Origin of the sequence: Halomonas sp. BDJS001 (assembly GCF_026104355.1) — a bacterium.
Lineage (GTDB): Bacteria > Pseudomonadota > Gammaproteobacteria > Pseudomonadales > Halomonadaceae > Vreelandella.
On sequence record NZ_CP110535.1, the window covers coordinates 2,619,733 to 2,638,897 of the forward strand.

18 protein-coding genes and 1 pseudogene are annotated in these 19,165 nt (G+C 55.6%); 4 read left to right on the forward strand and 15 right to left on the reverse strand.

Annotated elements, in window-relative coordinates:
• Positions 1-6 precede the first annotated feature (6 nt).
• From OM794_RS12130 to OM794_RS12140, 3 genes are all read left to right on the forward strand, one after another.
• A complete protein-coding gene (locus tag OM794_RS12130; RefSeq protein WP_226251066.1) occupies positions 7-345 on the forward strand; it encodes a 4a-hydroxytetrahydrobiopterin dehydratase in 339 nt (112 codons plus the stop codon).
• Complete coding sequence (locus OM794_RS12135) at positions 346-1,536, forward strand: aromatic amino acid transaminase (protein WP_226251067.1); 1,191 nt, start codon at positions 346-348, stop codon at positions 1,534-1,536.
• A 167-nt stretch (positions 1,537-1,703) separates the two neighbouring features.
• Entirely contained in the window at positions 1,704-3,188 is a 1,485-nt protein-coding gene (locus OM794_RS12140) for an NCS2 family permease (protein ID WP_226251068.1), read from the forward strand.
• Here the strand turns inward: OM794_RS12140 and OM794_RS12145 are convergent.
• From OM794_RS12145 to OM794_RS12155, 3 genes are all read right to left on the reverse strand, one after another.
• Positions 3,185-4,525: an MATE family efflux transporter gene (locus tag OM794_RS12145; protein WP_413229728.1), complete on the reverse strand. Its 1,341-nt coding sequence runs from the start codon at positions 4,523-4,525 to the stop codon at positions 3,185-3,187. The genes OM794_RS12140 and OM794_RS12145 overlap by 4 nt on opposite strands.
• 87 nt (positions 4,526-4,612) lie before the next feature.
• Entirely contained in the window at positions 4,613-5,197 is a 585-nt protein-coding gene (locus OM794_RS12150) for a YceI family protein (protein WP_211595037.1), read from the reverse strand.
• Between the two features lie 83 nt (positions 5,198-5,280).
• Positions 5,281-5,844 (reverse strand): cytochrome b, encoded by a 564-nt coding sequence (locus OM794_RS12155; RefSeq protein WP_226251070.1) that lies wholly within the window; start codon positions 5,842-5,844, stop codon positions 5,281-5,283.
• Between the two features lie 354 nt (positions 5,845-6,198).
• Between OM794_RS12155 and OM794_RS12160 the strand changes: the two genes are divergently transcribed.
• Positions 6,199-6,477 (forward strand): hypothetical protein, encoded by a 279-nt coding sequence (locus tag OM794_RS12160; protein ID WP_226251071.1) that lies wholly within the window; start codon positions 6,199-6,201, stop codon positions 6,475-6,477.
• A 113-nt stretch (positions 6,478-6,590) separates the two neighbouring features.
• Here the strand turns inward: OM794_RS12160 and OM794_RS12165 are convergent, their stop codons facing one another.
• From OM794_RS12165 to OM794_RS12220, 12 genes and pseudogenes are all read right to left on the reverse strand, one after another.
• Positions 6,591-7,802: an O-succinylhomoserine sulfhydrylase gene (locus OM794_RS12165; protein ID WP_226251072.1), complete on the reverse strand. Its 1,212-nt coding sequence runs from the start codon at positions 7,800-7,802 to the stop codon at positions 6,591-6,593.
• A 12-nt stretch (positions 7,803-7,814) separates the two neighbouring features.
• A pseudogene (gene purF / locus OM794_RS12170) lies at positions 7,815-9,334 on the reverse strand (amidophosphoribosyltransferase).
• Between the two features lie 80 nt (positions 9,335-9,414).
• Entirely contained in the window at positions 9,415-9,990 is a 576-nt protein-coding gene (locus OM794_RS12175) for a CvpA family protein (RefSeq protein ID WP_226251073.1), read from the reverse strand.
• Positions 9,991-9,993: 3 nt separating this feature from the next.
• Entirely contained in the window at positions 9,994-10,704 is a 711-nt protein-coding gene (locus OM794_RS12180) for an SPOR domain-containing protein (protein ID WP_226251074.1), read from the reverse strand.
• Positions 10,691-12,046, reverse strand: coding sequence for a bifunctional tetrahydrofolate synthase/dihydrofolate synthase (gene folC / locus OM794_RS12185; RefSeq protein WP_265154636.1), 1,356 nt, complete (start codon positions 12,044-12,046; stop codon positions 10,691-10,693). The genes OM794_RS12180 and folC overlap by 14 nt, the downstream gene beginning before the upstream one ends.
• A complete protein-coding gene (accD, locus tag OM794_RS12190; protein WP_226251075.1) occupies positions 12,039-13,058 on the reverse strand; it encodes an acetyl-CoA carboxylase, carboxyltransferase subunit beta in 1,020 nt (339 codons plus the stop codon). The genes folC and accD overlap by 8 nt, the downstream gene beginning before the upstream one ends.
• A 94-nt stretch (positions 13,059-13,152) precedes the next feature.
• Positions 13,153-13,956, reverse strand: coding sequence for a tryptophan synthase subunit alpha (gene trpA, locus OM794_RS12195; RefSeq protein WP_226251076.1), 804 nt, complete (start codon positions 13,954-13,956; stop codon positions 13,153-13,155).
• A gap of 23 nt (positions 13,957-13,979) precedes the next feature.
• Complete coding sequence (gene trpB / locus OM794_RS12200) at positions 13,980-15,167, reverse strand: tryptophan synthase subunit beta (RefSeq protein ID WP_226251086.1); 1,188 nt, start codon at positions 15,165-15,167, stop codon at positions 13,980-13,982.
• Between the two features lie 189 nt (positions 15,168-15,356).
• Positions 15,357-15,995: a phosphoribosylanthranilate isomerase gene (locus OM794_RS12205; protein WP_226251077.1), complete on the reverse strand. Its 639-nt coding sequence runs from the start codon at positions 15,993-15,995 to the stop codon at positions 15,357-15,359.
• Positions 15,992-16,930, reverse strand: a complete 939-nt coding sequence (truA, locus tag OM794_RS12210) for a tRNA pseudouridine(38-40) synthase TruA (RefSeq protein ID WP_226251078.1) — start codon at positions 16,928-16,930, stop codon at positions 15,992-15,994. Before truA ends, OM794_RS12205 begins: the two co-directional genes overlap by 4 nt.
• A gap of 9 nt (positions 16,931-16,939) precedes the next feature.
• Positions 16,940-17,098 (reverse strand): hypothetical protein, encoded by a 159-nt coding sequence (locus OM794_RS12215; RefSeq protein ID WP_226251079.1) that lies wholly within the window; start codon positions 17,096-17,098, stop codon positions 16,940-16,942.
• A gap of 44 nt (positions 17,099-17,142) precedes the next feature.
• On the reverse strand, positions 17,143-19,044 hold the full coding sequence (locus tag OM794_RS12220) for a FimV family protein (protein ID WP_226251080.1): 1,902 nt from the start codon (positions 19,042-19,044) through the stop codon (positions 17,143-17,145).
• Positions 19,045-19,165 lie beyond the last annotated feature (121 nt).

Here is a 19,165-nt window from a genome sequence, read left to right on the forward strand (position 1 = left end):
CAAACGATGACCACGCTAGCCAACGCTATTTGTGAACCGTGTAGCAAAGATGCTCAGCCGCTAAGCAAAGATGAAGCCCAAGAGCGGCTAAAAAGCCTCAGCCAGTGGCAGATTGTCGAGCACGATGGCATCATGAAGCTGTCACGAAGTTTTAAATTCCGTGACTTTGCCAGCGCGTTGGCGTTTACCCAAAGCGTTGGCGAGATTGCCGAGCAGGCTGGCCATCACCCCGTTATCGTGACTGAGTGGGGCAAAGCCACCGTCACGTGGTGGTCTCATGCTATTAAAGGCCTGCATCTTAATGACTTCATTCTTGCCGCCAGAACCGACGAGGTAGCCGAATAAATGTTTGAGCATATTGAGCGAGTCCCAGGAGACGCCATTCTCGGGCTGATCGAAGCTTTCAAAAAAGATACCAATCCGCAAAAAGTGGATCTAGGTGTTGGTGTTTACCGCGATACCCAAGGCAATACGCCGGTAATGCGCGCCGTTAAGGAAGCAGAAGCTCGCCTGCTCAAGAATGAAACGACGAAAACCTATATCGGTTCTCACGGTGCCCCCAGCTATGGGGAAGTAGTCCTTCCAATGGTGTTTGGCGCTGAGTCACCGGTACTAAAAGCCAACCGTGCCAGCGCCACCCAGTCGCCTGGCGGCACCGGTGCCCTGCGTTTAGCAGCTGACTTCATCGCTTCACAACTACCGGGCAAAGGTATCTGGGTAAGCGACCCAACCTGGCCCAACCACCACGGTATTTTTACCGCGGCGGGTATTGCACTGCATAAATACCCCTATGTAGACCCCGACAACCGTCTCGATTTTGACGGTATGCGGACAGCGCTGAAAAGCATTCCAGAAGGCGATGTGGTGGTACTCCATGCCTGCTGCCACAACCCGACCGGGTTTGACCTTTCCCACGCCCAGTGGCAGGAAGTGCTGGAAATTGTCCGTGAACGCAAGCTACTGCCGTTGATCGACTTTGCCTATCAGGGCTTTGGCGAAGGCCTGGATGAGGACGCTTACGGCGTTCGCCTGCTGGCAGAAAACCTCGACGAAGCGATCATCACCAGTTCCTGCTCCAAGAACTTCGGTATTTATTGCGAGCGTACCGGTTGTTTAATCATGGTGGCAAAAGACAGCGAGCAGATGGATAACATTCGCTCACAGGTCGCGATCGTTGCCCGGGAAAACTACTCCAACCCGCCTGCTCACGGTGGCGCTATCGTCAGCGAGATTCTCCATGACCCAGAGCTGACTGCGCTATGGCGCGAAGAGCTCACCGAAATGCGCGACCGTATTAACACCCTGCGTCGCGACTTCGTTGAAGCCCTGAAGCCCTACGGGCTGGATGAAAAATACGCCTGCGTAGCAGAGCAGCGGGGCATGTTCTCCTACACCGGCTTAACGCCGGAACAGGTGGATCGCCTACGCGATGAGTTTGGCATCTACATGGTGCGCTCAGGCCGCGCCAACGTAGCAGGCTTCTCCCAGGAGAACCTGCCCTACCTGGCCAAAGCAATCGCTGCTGTCAACGACTAGGTAGCATCCCAGCGCTTAACAAGTACTACCGCACAAAAACGCCAGGTCTTCCTGGGCGTTTTTGTGTGCTGAACGTTTTTGCGTACCGGGCGCTTGACCGATCAGTCAACCCTTCGGCACACTCAGCATTGCCTTGTATACAACACACCATAATCAAGAGGCCTATCATGGCGGCTGCCAGCACACACTACCCCTGGTATAAAAAAGAAGACACTGACGCGTTCTTCGCCCTGTTCCAAAACAACATTGCCAACTTTGTCATTATCGCTATCACCATGCTCGGCATGGGATTCCCCTCCTCTATTGTCTATGGGCAGGTGCTGCCAGGCGCAGCAGTAGCGGTAATGGTGGGTAATTTCTACTATGCGTGGAGCGCGGCAAGGCTGGCCCGCAAAGAGAATCGTGCCGATGTAACGGCGCTCTCTTACGGCATCTCAACCCCGGTGATGTTTGTATTTCTGTTCGGTGTGTTACTCCCTGCAAAACAGCTCACCGGCGATGCCGAAATGGCCTGGAAAGTGGCGGTGGCCGCCTGCTTTATCAGCGGCGCCATCGAAGCCGCCATCAGCGTGATTGGCCGCTGGGTGCAGTATCACCTGCCGCGCGCCGCCATGCTGGGCGCCGTTGCCGGGGTCGCCCTGACCTTTATCGCCGGTGAAATGCTGTTTAAAACGTTGGAAATGCCGGTGATTGGCCTGCTGGTGTTAGCCATCATTATTGTTGGTCTGGTCGCACGAGTAAGTATGCCGTTTAAACTGCCCACTTCGCTCTTTGCCATCATCGTTGGTACCGCCATGGCCTATTTGATTGGCGATGCCGGCACCGAACGCTTTAGCGATGCCTTTACCCACCTGGGCTTTTATCCGCTGCTTCCTAATCTCGCTTGGTTCGAAGGGTTGGGGTTACTACTGACCAGTATGCTCGCGGTACTCACCGTGGTGCTGCCGATCACGCTCTATAACGCCATTGAGACCATGAACAATGTGGAGGCGATGGAAGCCGCGGGCGATAAATACGATGTGCGCGAGTGCCAGGCGGTTGATGGCGCAGGCACGATGATTGGCGCGCTGTTTGGCGGCGTGTTTCCGACCACGGTCTATATTGCCACTGTAGGGGCCAAATGGATGGGTGCTGGCCGCGGCTACAGCTTGCTCAACGGCGCTGTCTACGCGCTGGTCACCATGTTCGGTTTAATCGCCGCCCTGGCCGCCATCATCCCCGTTTCCGTGGTCGCCCCGATTTTGGTGTTTGTCGGCATGTCGATGATTGCCACCGCGTTTCAAGCCAACGACACACGCTACTACCCTGCCGTGGCGCTGGCCATGCTGCCCTATTTCGCCAACTATGTGATGACCCGCTTTAACCGCGGGGCGGGCGAGGTCGTCACCGATATTTCCAGCGCTATTGTGGTAATGGGCCAGGGAGCGATGTTTATGGCCATTCTTTTGGGCGCTATGACAGTGTCGGTAATTGATCACCAGTTCCGGCGTGCGGCCGCCTTCGCCGCCATTGCTGCAGGCTTCTCGTTCGTCGGGCTAATGCATGCCCCGGAGCTGTCATTCAATGCTGCCCCTGAGTTCGTGATGGGCTACCTGGGTATGGGGCTGCTATTTACCTACTTCTCTTTTCAGGAAGCTGGGCACCGGCGTTAATTGACGAATCCCGCCTGCCGATGCGGGCGGGAGAGAATACGCCGCAGGACTTGCCAGGCCATCAAGCCTGCCAGCAGGTTACCCACAGCGGCGCCTGCCGCAAGCCCCCACCAGCCGAACAACTGCGAGCCCAGCCACAAACAGGGCAAATAGCAAATAAACAGCCGTGCGCTGGATAACAGCATCGCTCGCAACGGCCAACCTAGGGCGTTCCCCGCCGAAACCACGATCATACAGACGCCCAGCGCTGCGTAGCTGGGCAGCAGAAAGCGGATGAGCAGCGTCAACTCACTCTGCACCTCAGGATTACCCGCTAAGGCCTTGGCCAACCAGGGGGCTCCCAAGGCCAGCAGTACGCCGAGACTGAGCTGCCAAACCAGTGCCACTTTTATCGCCAAACGCATAAGTTGCTGAATCTGCGCCCAATCACCGGCACCATAGCAGCGACCTAACCACGGCGGTAGCGACATGGTCATGGCCAGAATGGCCATCAGCGAAAGCGTTTCCAAACGGCTCGCCAAGCCCCAAGCCGCCACTTCACTTTCACCCAGCGCAGCCACCACTGAGATAGCCAGCATCGCTGCCAAGGGCGGCATTAATTGGCTGACCATCGCTGGGGCGGCAATGCCTGTAAATGGGCGCCAGGAGTGCTTTGCCTCTAGCCACAGCCCCTGCCGTGATGACCACTGACGTTTGAACAATTTACGGGTCGTCACCATCAGCCCCACTGTAAAGGCGATGACGGTTGCCCAGGCAGCGCCGGGCAAACCCCAGCCCTGCCAATTGCCGACCCCAAAAATCAGCAGAGGGTCGAGCGCAAGGTTAACAAGGCTACTCAGCACCATCATCTTGCCTGGCAACCGGGTATCCCCATGGGCACGAAAGACGCTATAACTGAAATAGAGCAGCGCCCCCAGCCACGCGGATAACAGCTGCGGCCCCCAGTAGATATAGATATACGAGAGCGTGGCCGCATCGGCACCCAGCAGACGAAAAATGGGCACATGGAATAGCCACAATATGAGCGCCAATAGACCGATCACTCCACCGCCAGCCATTAACACCAAACTGCTTAAGCGCCTCGCCCGCTCGCCTTCTCCTGCACCTAGCGCCCGGGAAATAAGCGCGGCAATGGCAATACCCATGCCTACCTGAATACCGATAATCAGGAAGGAAAGCGGAAAGGTGAACGACTGAGCGGCGAGCTGAGCAGTTCCTAAACGGGCAATAAAGGCGCTATCAACAAGTTGAAAACCCAATAGTGCCAACACCCCGATGGCCATGGGCCAGGTTTGACGCCATAGGGTTATTGCCAACTCGCGTTGCTGCATCACCATTGCCAAATCAACTCTCCTGTTTTCACCTTAAACACAAAAAACGCCACCACCCCTGGCAGGGTGGTGGCGTTTAATTAAACCGACGCTTTACTGACGAATACCTTCAAACGTCACGTATAGCTCAAGCTCATGCATGGATTCAGGGAAATCGCTCATGTCGATACCATAATCACCCAGGGTCAGCGTGGTGCTACCTTCAAAGCCAGCGCGGTAGTTGCCCCAAGGGTCATCACCCTCCCCCATCAGCGTCACCGGCATTTCAATTTCCTGGGTTTCGCCGTGCAGGGTTAGGTCACCTGTCAGCACACCTTCATTATCGCCGGTTGATTCAAAGCCAGTTGACGTGAAGGTGGCCGTCGGAAACTCGCTAGCATTGAGAAAATCATCGCTTAAGATGTGACGATCGCGCTCAGCGTGGTTGCTGGTCAGACTATTAACCTGCACTTCGATTTCGGCAGAAGAAGCATCCAAATCTTCTGGATCGTAAGCAAACTGGCCGTCAAACTCTTCGAAGCTACCCAGAATGTAAGAGAAGCCCAGGTGAGAAATTTTAAACTGAACAAAGGCGTGCTGGCCTTCAGTGTCAATTTGGTAATCAGCTGCCTGTGCTTGGCTCAATGGAACCAGCGCTGCAGCGGCAATCGCAGAGGCAAATGCAGTCTTCTTTAGCATAATCAACAACTCCTTGGGGGTTACTTAATAAGCACCGTGACAGGCGGACATCACCTTCGCGGCGGCAAAACGAATCTACCTTACTACTTTGAATCATTGCGCATGCTATAGGCTGGATTAAGCATACGCACCAGCGTTGCGTGCTTATCTAACCAGTGGTGCTTGAGCGCGGCGAGCGCATGACCACCGGCAAGAATCATTAGCGCCAAAGCGCTGTACCAATGAATATCACCCGCCAGACTTGCCTGATTGGGCAGATCATAAAGCAGCGCGGGCACTTCAAACCAACCAAATACACTGATACCACGACCATCGGCGGTAGAGATCAAGTAGCCACTCACCATGACCCCTAATACAAGCACATAAAGAACAATATGGCCGAGATGAGCCGCAATGGTTTCTAAACGGCTACCCTCTGCACGGGGTGTCGGCTGGACGAAGCGCCACACCAAACGCGCTAGCGTAGCAAACAGAAGCAAGATGCCAATAGAGCGGTGCACCCAAGGCCCCTGATTATACCAAGGGTCATAATAGCCAAGGTCGGTCATCCACCACCCTAACGCAAACAGCCCGATAATAGTTAGCGCGCTTAGCCAGTGAAATAGAATACTGATCAATCCCCATCCGCTGCGACTGTTCCGCCACATTGTGCTATTCCTCGTTTTATCTATGGCGACGTCTGCTTCGCCAACGCCCTAATCTGAGCGTGGATTGCGCTTTTGGCCCACGCCGAGAACCTTACCGCTAGAAGCTACTGATAACCTCTGAAAAAAGCAGAATATTTCATTCGTAAAAACCATTGAATAACCAGCTAACGATTTTTACGCAGTGCCTTTCAGAACAGGTACACGGCAATATATTCTATAAAATCGAATATATTGAGCAAATTTAATCAATTTTATAATCTTATTAGCACGCTTACTATTAACACATGTCCTCAGAGACATTGTGCAGCGGCCTCAAAAGCTGCACACACATTTTTCTATTAGAGAGCGCCAATCATGAAAAAAATTACCCTTATCACCGCGATTGCCATGGCTTTGACTTCTACTGCTGTTCTAGCCGAACAGGGCTCTGGCGAGCTTAACCAGATTGTTCACCCTAGCTCTTCAGCGAATCACAGCACTGAAAACGCGTACCTGACACCAGCTGATTTGCCCTTGGTCAACGGCGATGCAAAGAGCAACACCGTTGTTGCCCCGAGCTCTCACATCAATCACTCTTCCAGCAGTGAAGACCAGATTGCGCTGTCAGATCTGCCCCACCGCAACGCTTCTTAAAAAGTAATGGATCTTTGCTGACACAGCATATGACCCATTAGGTTTCAAAAGCGCGAAAAAACCCACCTTCAAAGGTGGGTTTTTCGTTACCGTGTCGACTTGCCTAATCACCGTTAGTCAGCCAGAACGTCCAGTCCGCGGGCAAGGTCGCGCTGGATATCCCGCTGGCTCTCCAGGCCTACCGCCACGCGAATAAGGCCTGGCGTAATACCTGCCGCCTCTTTCTGCGAATCGGATAAACGGCCATGGGTTGTCGTCGCTGGATGGGTAATGGTGGTTTTAACATCACCCAGGTTACCCGTGATAGAGAGCATACGGGTTGCGTCAATCACCTGCCATGCACCCTCCTGCCCCCCCTTCACTTCAAAGCCCAATACGGCGCCAAATCCCTTTTGCTGCCGTTTGGCCAGGGCGTGCTGAGGGTGATCTTCCAGTCCACTATAAAACACCTGCGTCACCGCCGGGTGAGCATACAGCCAGCGCGCTAGGGTCAAGGCGTTCTCACAGTGAGCATTCATACGCAGCGAGAGGGTTTCCAGGCCCTTGGTAAAAATCCACGCGTTGAAAGGACTCAGGCAAGGCCCGCAGGTGCGCACCACGCCGAACACCTCTTCAAGCAGCGCATGACTACCGACCACAGCGCCACCCACTGCGCGGCCTTGGCCGTCCAGGTACTTGGTCGCCGAGTGAATGACCAAATCAGCGCCCAACGCCAGGGGCTGTTGAAGTGCCGGGGTAAGAAAGCAGTTATCTATCGCCAGTAGCGCGTTGTGACGCTTTGCCAGCGCTGCCAGGGCCGGAATATCAGCAATTTCTGACAGCGGGTTTGAGGGCGTTTCGGCAAACAGTAGCCGTGTTTTAGGGCCGATCGCCGCCTCCCAGGCTGAAACGCTGGAAAGCTCCACATAACGCGTGGTAATACCCAGCTTGCCTAAGTACTTATCGAACAGGCTAACCGTAGACCCAAACAGCGACCGGGAAGCCACTATCTCGTCCCCCGCTGAAAGTAGTGCCAGCGCGGTGGAAAGAATCGCGGACATACCCGAACTGGTGGCGACACAGCGCTCGCCACCCTCAAGGGCCGCTAAGCGGCGCTCAAAGGTATGTACAGTCGGATTGGTAAAGCGCGAGTAAACGTTGCCCGGCTCCTGCCCACCAAATTTACGCGCCGCTTCGGCAGCGCTTGCGTAAACAAAGCTTGAAGTCGGAAATATGGGCTCCGAATGCTCCTGCTCGAAGGTTCGCTGATGTCCCGCACGGATCGCCAGCGTCTCAAGTGACCACTCATCCTGGTGACTGTCTTCCTGGTGATTGTCATCATGCATATGGCTGCTCTCCTAATCGTCCAGGTCGTCGTCCTGATTGTGCATATCGACCAGGGCGTGGTCACCGGCGCTTTGATCCTTGGCAGAGTCATTGCGGCTAGCTTCCAAGGCGGCCAGGTAGGCGTCGTCGATATCGCCGGTCACGTAGTTGCCGTCAAATACCGAACAATCAAACTCTTCCATCTCAGGATTGACTTCGCGGCAGGCCGCTTTTAGATCATCCAGGTTTTGATAGAAGATACGGTCGGCGCCGATTAGATCCCCCACTTCCTCTTCGCTACGGCCATGAGCAATCAGTTCAGACGCCGCAGGCATATCAATGCCATACACATTCGGGAAGCGAACCGGGGGCGCCGCCGAGGCAAAATAGACCTTGCGTGCACCGGCATCGCGGGCCATTTGAATAATCTGCTTACAGGTGGTGCCGCGCACAATCGAGTCGTCCACTAGTAGGACGTTCTTGCCTTTAAACTCAACGTCGATGGCATTGAGCTTTTGGCGTACCGACTTTTTACGCTGGGTTTGCCCCGGCATAATAAAGGTGCGGCCAATATAGCGGTTCTTCATGAACCCTTCGCGGTAGGTCACCCCCAAGTGCTGCGCCATTTCAAGGGCGGAGGTGCGTGACGTATCAGGGATCGGGATAACCACGTCGATATCGTGATCCGGCCACTCGTTAAGAATGCGGTCGCCTAGTTTGCGGCCCATCTGCATCCGGGTGCCGTAAACATAGGCACCGTCAAGCAAGGAATCAGGCGCGCCAGGTAAACGTGCTCAAAAATGCATGAACGCAGCTCAGGGCGGTCAGCACATACCTGAGTATGAATATTGCCCTCAATATCGACAAAAATGGCTTCGCCCGGCGATAGATCACGCTCAAGCTCGAAACCGCCCACATCCAAGGCAACGGATTCGGAGGCGATCATTACCGCCTGTCCGTTCTCCTCTTCGCGGGTACCAAACACCACGGGGCGAATACCGAAGGGATCGCGGAACGCCACCATACCGAAGCCATTAATAATCGCCACGGCCGCATAGCCACCCTTGCAACGGCGGTGAACGCGACGTACGGCATCAAAGATATCTTCCGCTTCCAGGTGCAACCCCTGCTTGCCCAGTTCGTGAGCAAAGACATTGAGCAGCACTTCAGAGTCGGAACTGGTATTGATATGGCGTAAATCAGTAGAGAACAACTCCTGCTTCAACTGCTCAGAGTTGGTCAGGTTGCCGTTATGCGCCAGGGCAATACCGTAAGGAGAGTTAACATAGAACGGCTGTGACTCAGCTTCACTGGAAGAGCCTGCCGTCGGGTAACGCACGTGACCAATGCCTAGGTTGCCTTTTAGGCGGGCCATATGGCGGGTATGAAATACATCACGAACCAAGCCGTTACTCTTGCGCAGTAGGAAGCGTCCCTCGCTCCACGTCATCATGCCGGCAGCGTCCTGGCCACGATGCTGAAGTACGGTCAGGGCATCGTAGATTCCCTGATTTACCGCCTGCTTGCCCAGAAGGCCCACTATACCGCACATTCACGTTACCTCGCTTAATGCCATGGCTTGCCTATCTCTAAGCAAGCCCGAACGTTCATAGAATCAACTTCACTAACAGGTCAATCACCTGTCGGGATAACTTCTCGCTCCGCCGAACCGGGCATGCGCAGTTCTGGCAGAGAAATATCGCGCAGCGACGATGGCGTCTCAGGCAGCTCGCGATCCCACTGATCTAACTGACTCACCGCCCAATCGCGCAGTTGAATAAAGGTGGGCCGCAGCTCGGCCTGTTGCCACGCCTGTAAGTCTGCCAGCGGTGTGAGGGTAATCAGCACGGTGGCGATTAACAAAATAACCGCCCCACGGGCAAGGCCAAAAGCGGCCCCGGCCACGCGGTTCAATAGCCCCATGCCCACCCACTCAATCGCCGCATGCACCAAGCGGATCACGATGCCGCAAAGCAAAATCACGGCAAAGATGACCAGTATAAAAGCGAGAACCAGGCGGGCGTCGAAGCTGTCGATAAACCCGCTCATCAGTTCGGCCACTGGCTCGGCGAGCACTCGTGCAACCATTAAGGCCACTACCCAGGCGGCCAACCCCAAGGCTTCGCGCACAAACCCCCTGACAAACCCGGCCAGCATCGACAGCGCCAGCACAGCCAGGAACACCGCATCAATCCATGTTAACGCCATGGTTTAGTCTCTTACCCGCACAAGCAGGCCCTGCACATTGGCTCGCTCTTTAATCGAGGCCATGGCGGACTCCCCATCCTCGGAAGTGGCATACGGGCCCACAAAGACGGTGGTCATATTATTATCGCGCTCGCGCTGATAAACCGTGAAACCTTCACCGGACAGCTGTTCACTTAGGCGCTGCGCATTAGCGGACTCACCAAAGCTGCCGACTTGCACCGCCCACTCTCCCTGAGCACTGACGGAAGGGCTGGATGCGCTAGAAGAGGTGCCTTGTGATGAGTTTTGGGAAGAGCTGCTTTGTGACGCACTTTCAGCACTGGTTTGGGCGCTGTCGCTATTGGTGGCAATCAGGTCAGCAATAGGATCGCTATTAGGCGTTGCCGATGCCTCATCGGACTCGCTGGATTCCGCTTGATTAGAAGCCGTAATTTGATCGGTTTCCGGCAGCCGCGGGTCAGCGTCAATAGGCATATCGCCATCTCTCCCCACTTCGCGGGGCGTCGACGATAGCGATGGTTCACCAATGGTTGAAGGTCTTTCCGGTGCAGGAACATCACGGCGCTCCACTTCAACCGGCTGCTCGATCACAAAGCTCGGCTGGGGACGCTCTTCTCTAGGCGCGGGGTCACTCATTAGCCACGGCACAAAGATCGCCAGTAGCGCGAGCAGAATCACAATACCGCTAATGCGTTCCGTTTTACCGTATTTCATTTCCGTCTCCATCAAGCGACGCAGCGCCTGTTGGCAGTGGCTGAGCCAGCAGCGCCGCTACTGTAAAGAACGACCCGGTAGCCAAGACACGATCATTGGGCGTTAACACCTTTGCCAGCCAATCGACGCCTGCTTGCGGCGAATCGGCACTAAAATGCACCCGCCCTCCCTGAGCGATAATACGTTGCGACAACTCGCTTGCCTGGCAACCTCGCTCTCCGCTCAGCGACACGCACACCCAATCACTAATGCGAGACGCTAACGACTGTATGACACCGTCGATATCCTTATCATTCAACATACCGATAAGCCCCCACTGACGTCCTCCTGCTGGCGGTGGAGGCAAATGGCGCGCGACATACTCAGCCGCGTGGGGATTATGCCCCACATCCAGACACCAAGGCCCAATCCACTGTAACCGCCCGGCCAACTGCACCGAACCCAGCGCTGCTTGCACTCGCGATTTCTCTAACCCAAGCCCGGCTAGCACAAGAGACTGTAAAGCGGTGGCAGCGTTATCGATGGGCAGCCCAGGGTTCGGGAGCTCGTCAAGAACAATGCTTTGGCCATCCGCATCCTGGCCCTGCCAGCGCCACTGGGTAGGCTCAGCAGCCGTCGCCTGATGGGTAAATTGCTGGCCCAGACTAAAAGTAGGCGCGGCAAGCACCTGGGCACACTCAGCAACACTAGCGGGCAACGTTTGACTACCTAACACGGCGGGACGATTGGCCCGAAAAATGCCGGCTTTTTCACGCCCAATCTGGGCTAAATCAGTGCCTAAAAAGTTAGCGTGATCCTGGGCGATAGTGGTGACGATCGCCACATCCGCATCAACGATATTGACCGCATCAAGGCGCCCCCCGAGCCCTACTTCAAGTACCGCTAGGTCAAGCTCCGCACTCGCCAGGCACCACAGGCCGCAAAGCGTACCCGCTTCAAAATAGGTCAGGCTGATTTCGCTACCCTGCAACCGCGCACGCTCGACCTGTTCAAAGCCTTGCACCAGCAGTTGATCGTCGGCTTCCTGGCCAGCAATTTTAACGCGCTCGTTGTAGCGTAATAAATGGGGGGAAGTGTAGGCACCCACACGCCAATCATGGGCGCGGGCAACGCTATCAATCATGGCAAGGGTTGAACCCTTGCCATTGGTACCTGCCACCGTAATGACACAGGGGGCAATGGGGCTTGCAAGCAGCCCCATACGTTTTGCCACCTCAGAGACACGTTCCAGACCCAGATCAATCCCTACCGGGTGCAGCGTTTCCAAATGCTGGAGCCACTGTTTTAAAGAATATGGCTGTAAAGAATGCGGCTGTAGAGAGTGTTCTTGAGCGTCAGGCATTGCGTGAATGGTCATCACTCTTAGCGGCAGGGGTGTCCTGCTTGGTCACAGCGACCTTATCAGAAGTGACGCTAGCGTTCTCCGCTAAGGTAGCTTCTTCGACAATCGGTTCAACAACGTCGGCATCATCAGGCTGTATCGAGCTATCTGGCGCTGCTTCGTGATGCGTTAACTTACGCAGCACGCTGCCCACGCGGGCGCGCATCTCATGACGATGAACAATCATGTCAACGGTACCGTGCTCAAGCAGAAACTCGCTGCGCTGGAAACCTTCTGGCAAGGTTTCACGCACCGTTTGCTCGATAACCCTGGGACCTGCAAAACCAATCAGCGCATTGGGTTCTGCGATATTCAAATCACCCAGCATGGCCAACGAGGCTGACACACCGCCAAATACAGGATCCGTCAACACTGAAATATAGGGCACACCTGCTTGCTTGAGTTTTTCAAGTGCAGCGGAGGTCTTAGCCATCTGCATCAACGAGAAGAGTGCTTCCTGCATGCGCGCGCCCCCAGAGGCAGCAAAGCACACCAGCGGGATATTCTCTTCCAGCGCCAGGGTCGCAGCACGGACAAATTTCTCGCCGACCACGGCCCCCATTGAGCCCCCCATAAAGGTGAACTCAAAGGCAACGGCGACTACCGGCAAACCGTCCAACTCACCGCGCATGGCGACCAGCGCATCTTTCTCGCCGGTGTCTTTCTGCGCCGCGGTCAGACGGTCTTTGTATTTTTTGGAGTCGCGGAACTTCAACCGATCATTGGGTTCGATTTCGGCCGCAATCTCTTCGCGTCCTGCTTTATCCAAGAACCAGTCCAAGCGTTTGCGTGCCGTCAAGCGCAGGTGATGATCGCACTTGGGGCATACGCTGTTATGTTTCTCTAGCTCAGGGAGGTAGAGAACCGCTTCGCACTTGGGACATTTACGCCAGAGGCCGTCGGGCACGCTAGCGCGACGGTCTTTACGCTGGATACGACCCATGGAGGGCACGATCTTGTCTAACCAGCTCATATCAAAAAGGCTTCCGTTATACGTCAACGCCCGGCAAAACCAGGCTTGATGAGTGTCGTGAATCTATTCAGTATAGGCGATAAAGCATGTTGCCTTAGGCATCCATCGCCGTACGCATCTCTGCTAATACACTTTTCAACTGGCCCGCTATGGTTTCCGGCGCATCAATACTTTCGGCGATGCGGTTAACCAAAGCGCTACCTACAATCACGCCATCGGCGACTTTAGCCACTTCAGCGGCCGTCACGCCATCACGAATGCCGAAACCCACACATAGCGGCAAATCGGTCATTCCCCGCAGCGGCGCCAGGTGCTCGGCCACATCGTCTGCGTTCAGAGTGGCGGCACCGGTCACGCCTTTCAGCGAAACATAGTAGAGGTAGCCTTCACCATGGGCGCATATTGTAGCGGCACGCTGATGTGAAGTGGTAGGCGCAACGAGAAAAATCGCGGCTAAATTGCGCGATTTCAGCAGTGGCCCGATCTCTTCGGCCTCTTCAGGCGGCATATCCACAATCAACACACCGTCAACGCCCACGCTGGCGGCTTGATCGGCAAAATTTTCGTAGCCAATCCGCTCAATGGGATTCAAATACCCCATGAGCACAACCGGCGTCGTAGTATCGGTTTGGCGGAACTCTTTGACCATCTGAATAAGGTCAACTAGCCGTGTGCCCTGCTTTAAAGCACGCTCACAGGCCTTTTGAATCACCGGGCCATCGGCCATGGGGTCGGAAAAAGGCACGCCTAGTTCAATCACATCGGCCCCCGCTTCCACCAGGGCATGCATAAAGCCCACGGTGTACTGCGGCGCTGGATCCCCTGCGGTGATGTAAGGGATCAGGGCCTTGCGACCCTGCTGCTTAAGTTCACTGAAACGCTGATCAATACGGTTCATGCTTGCCCTTAAAAACGCTGGCCTTAAAATTCGATGCCATCAATCTTAGCAACGGTCATGATGTCTTTGTCGCCACGCCCGGAAAGGTTAACCACGATATGCTGGTCAGGTCGCATGGTCGGCGCCAATACCTTGGCATGGGCCAGCGCATGGGCTGACTCAAGGGCGGGCATAATACCTTCCATACGGGTCAACTCGCGAAACGCTTCGAGGACTTCCGTATCGTTAGCCGCCACATAGGAGACCCGGCCTACATCTTTCCAAAGCGCATGCTCGGGGCCGACGCCCGGATAATCCAGGCCGGCTGAAATGGAGTGGGTATCAGACACCTGTCCGGCTTCATCAGACATCAAGTAAGTCCGGTTGCCGTGCAACACACCGCGCGGCGCATTGGATGCCAACGGCGCTGCGTGGCGGCCGGTTTCAACGCCATCGCCCCCCGCCTCGACGCCGTACATAGCAACGCCATCGTCTTCCACAAACGGGTAGAAAAGGCCCAGGGCGTTGGAGCCACCGCCTACGCAGGCAATCAGCGCATCGGGCAGGCGGCCGATCTGCTCCAGCGACTGGCGGCGCGCTTCACGCCCCACCACGGCGTTGAAATCGCGTACTAGCAGCGGATAAGGGTGCGGGCCCGCTACGGTACCGATGATATAGAAAGTGTTATCAACGTTGGTGACCCAGTCACGCAGCGCTTCGTTCATGGCATCCTTGAGCGTGCGGGTTCCGGACTCCACCGGAATGACCCGCGCCCCCAACAGGCGCATGCGATAAACATTCAGCTTTTGCCGCTGGACGTCTTCAGCCCCCATATACACATCGCACTCAAGCCCAAGACGAGCGGCGACGGTCGCCGAAGCGACACCATGCTGGCCTGCCCCGGTTTCAGCAATAATCCGCGGCTTGCCGGTTTTTTTGGCCAGCAGTGCCTGACCAATCGTGTTGTTCACTTTGTGGGCGCCGGTATGGTTCAGGTCTTCCCGTTTCAACCAAATTTGCGCGCCGCCTAGACTCGCTGACCAGCGCTTGGCGTGGTAGAGCGGCGACGGGCGCCCCACATAGTGGGCAAGATCGTAGTCAAACTCGGCCTGGAAATCAGGGTCATCGCGCAGGCTCGAGTAGGTTTTCTCTAACTCTTCCAACGCAAAGCTCAGGGTTTCTGACACAAAGCGTCCGCCATAAGGGCCAAAATGACCGCGGGCATCCGGCATTCGGGTCAGATCGCTGAACTTGGTTTTGGGTGCAGGCGTCGCAGAAACAGTCACAGGGATACCTCACAAGATCGCCAGAACAGGCAAACAAAAAATGAATCGACGTAATACGTAGCTCGATAAAATACCCATAAGCAATACGTATAAATTACACACAAACCGGGCACACATAAACTTGTGCGGCGAACGCTAACGGGTGTCGGCCAACGCCACCTGGCTGACGAAAGAAGCCATTTTGTCAGCATCTTTACAGCCGTGGGAGGCTTCAATACCGCCGGATACATCCACGGCATAAGGTGCTACCTGACGCACAGCGTCAGCGATGTTATCAGCACTCAACCCACCGGCGAGGATAACAGGTTTTACAAGATTTGCGGGGATTCTCGACCAATCGAAGGTCTCCCCAGTGCCCCCCGGCGTTCCTGGTCGGTAAGCGTCCAACAACAGCGCCTGGGCATGATGATAGCGTGCCGCCTCATGGGCAAGGTCTATCTCATCGCGCATACGCAGCGCTTTCATCCACGGCAGCGAGTACTGCTGACACGCCCCAGGTGTTTCATTGCCGTGAAATTGAAGCATATCAAGATAGGGCAAGCACTGCTCAATGAGCTCAGCAGGCTGATCGACAAACAGCCCCACGCGGGTAACGAATGCGGGCACGCGGGCAGAGAGCGCCGCTAGTTGTTCAACACTCACACTGCGCGCACTTTTGGGCCACATAACGAAACCCAAGGCGTCCACGCCCAGTGCCACGGCGCGGTCAATATCCTGCTCACGGGTAAAGCCGCAGAACTTGATTCGGGTACGGGTTAGCTGAGCAGTGCTCATGATGACGTCTCCTGTTCAGGGGGAGCAGTCGGATGACGCAGTGATCGGTTGCGTCGATAAGCTACCCTTGGCGTATCAGGCAGCTCACGCTCTCCCGTCCATTCTCCGGTAAACGAGAGCAGATGCGGCCCCAGCGGCTCTTTGGGCAGATCAAAGCGCTCATCGTAAACCGAATCAACAAAATGCAGCCCGCAGGCGGGTGCGGTAACGTCGCCTTTGCGACGGTTTTTAAGCGCTAAGAGTTCACCAATATAAGCTTCATCCTGGGCACCGCGTCCGACGCTTACTAGCGCTCCGGCAATATTACGAATCATGTGGTGTAAGAAAGCGTTGCCTTGAATGTCGATCATCACCAGCTGGCCATAGCGCTTCACGTCCACAAAGTGCATATGCCGCCAAGGGGTTTTGGACTGGCAGCCAGCGGCACGGAAGCTGGAAAAATCGTGCTCTCCTACCAGCGCCTGAGCAGCTCGGTGCATGGCATCAGCGTCTAAGGGGTCACGGCACCAGGTCACATTGGCCCGCTCCAGTACCGGGCGGCTTATCTGATTCAGCAGCACGTAGCGGTAGCGGCGCCCCAGGGCACTCAGGCGTGAATGAAAGTCATCGCCTACTGGCTTCACCCAGCGCACGGCGATATCCCGGGGCAACTGGGTATTAGCGCCGAAGATCCAGGCTTTTTCGGAGCGCCCCACTGGCGGGTCAAAATGCACGATCTGGCGCGTCGCATGCACACCCGAATCGGTGCGCCCACTGGCACTCACCTGGATGGGCTCATTGGCCACCTTGGACAACGCATCTTCTAACGATGCCTGAACCGATGCGGCGTGGTTTAAGCGCTGAAAACCGCAGTAGCGGGTACCATCGTATTCGACCCCCATTGCCAGGCGGCCGGTAAGCGGAATTTTCTCATCGAAGTGATAGAACAGCGTCATCAAGCCACATCATTTTGAAGATTTTGAAGGATCGCTATTATCCAGGCCCAGGGGCTTGAATGCTACCTCTTCAATATCCCACTCCTCTTCAATCGGCCGTCGAGGCTGTTTAGCCGGGGACACCGACGCTCCTTGCGGCTCACTGGAGAACTCTACCGTGGGCTGCATGGGAGTCTCAGGGCGCTGGCCCTCCTCACTGCTTGAAGCGCTGTTTAAAATCGGCGATGGTAATCGATAAAGCGATGACCTGGATCTTTAGTTAATTCAGTTGGCTTATCGGTTTTTTGCCCGCCGGCATCAGTCAGCGGATCAGACGCAGGCAAACCGGTCTCAAGAGAAGCCAGCTGTTGGCGAACGGAATTTGGCGGCGGTGCCAGTGTAACGCTTTCAGCGCGCGCCACGGGAACGACTGTAAGCCCCATCCGTCGCTGGCGCACCTGCTCAGCCAGTCCCGATGCCTGACTTTTTTCATAGCGAAGCGTCTCTTCTTGAGGAGGCTCCGGCCCTTGATTGCCGGCCAGCCATTGATCGGTATCTACTGTTGGCACGGCGTTAGTAGCTGGAGCACCAGCCTCAGCGCTGGACTCTGGTTTCTCGGGCCCTGGCTGTTCTGGTTTGGGTCTTTCTGGCTCAGGCTCGGATTCGCTTTGAGACGCTGCCGACAGGCCGCTGTCATTGAGCGACTCATCAACGTCACCTTTATGGGATGGCGTTGTGACAGAAGCAGCCTCTGACATAGGCGGCGCCTTGGGCGCTGTGTGGGGCGAAACCGTTGGTTTCACTACTGGCTCTGCAAGTGGGATATCTTCCCAGGTCTCCTCACGGCGCTTACGTAGCCATACCAACAGCCCAACTAACAGTACGATGGTACCCAGTGCCAACGGCCACTGGTAGCGCTCGATTAAAGCAGCCACATCTGGGCTATCCGTGTCGTCCATGCTGGCAGCAAGTGGCTCAGAGGATTGCTCTTGAGCAGGCTGTTCTTGGGAAGCGAGTGCGCTACTTAACGACTGTGTTAGTGAGGCAACTTCACCACGCAGCTCGTTAAGCTCTGCGTGCATCAATTCACGCTCTTCGAGCACCTGCTGAAGTGTCGATTGGCTGAGAAGCAGTTGCTCGGTCAGTTCCCTACGGGAGAGCGCTCCAGACTCGTCGGTAACCGCTTCCGAATCGCCAGCGGCAAGCGCCCTATTAGAGTGGGCGAGTGCGTTAGCGTGCAGCGTTTGAGCGGCGGCTATTGCAGTATCAGCCACAGGCGCAGGTTCAACCTCTGGTAGCGACACCGCCTGCAACGGGCCATCGCGGCGTGACCGCCAGGCTTCATTCATCGCCTTGATCGCAGCATCCGCATCACCATGGGAGCGCGCCAGAACACGCTCAGCAGCCGGTATGCGCAGCATTTGACCTGCACGCATGTCATTTATATTGCCTGAAGGAAAAACGTCAGGGTTGGCCTCCCGCAGCGCAACCATCATCTGCTGAACGCTGGCTTCGCCGGGCTTAATACGTTCGGCAACGCTCCATAGGGTATCGCCTCTGCCCACGTAAACGCTATTTGCATTACGGGGAGCACGGTTGTTGGTACCAGACGTTTCAGTCGTCGTTGATTGTGCAGTAGATGCCTTCAGCGCTACCGGCACAACGCTCGGCGCAGCGGTTTGCGACTGACTCTGGTTTGAAGCACCCTGCTGCGAATAGTGTTGAGAAGATTCCTGTTGAGAGTACCCCTGGGGATCAAACAGCAGGGTCACATCCCGTGTCTGTTGACCACCAGGATATTCCAGGGTGAATAACAGCTCCAACCAAGGCTCTTCCATGGACTGACCTGAACTCAAGCGCACCTGGCGGCGCCCCTGGTGTTCCTCAACCTGAACGCGAACGCTGGCTGCTAATGGCGTCCACTCAAGCCCAGCGGCGGCAAATGCTGATGGCTCGGCAATGCTGACACGAATATCATCGAGGGCGTGATCACTGCTTTCAAGCAGCGGGATTGAGGCATCTAACGGCGCATTCAAATACGAGCTGACACTCGCCTGCCCCAAGCTAATGGCCAGCGCAACAGGACTCACTGCGCTCAACGAGAGCCATGTCATCCATGTCACTGTTTTTTTCATGCATGTTCCCTGATCGCCTACTTACCTACTTACTTTTAACGACTGATGGCAGGTTATTGTATTACGTCGCTTTTATCATAACTTAACGAAATAGTGGCATTATTCCCACTACCGTGAAGAC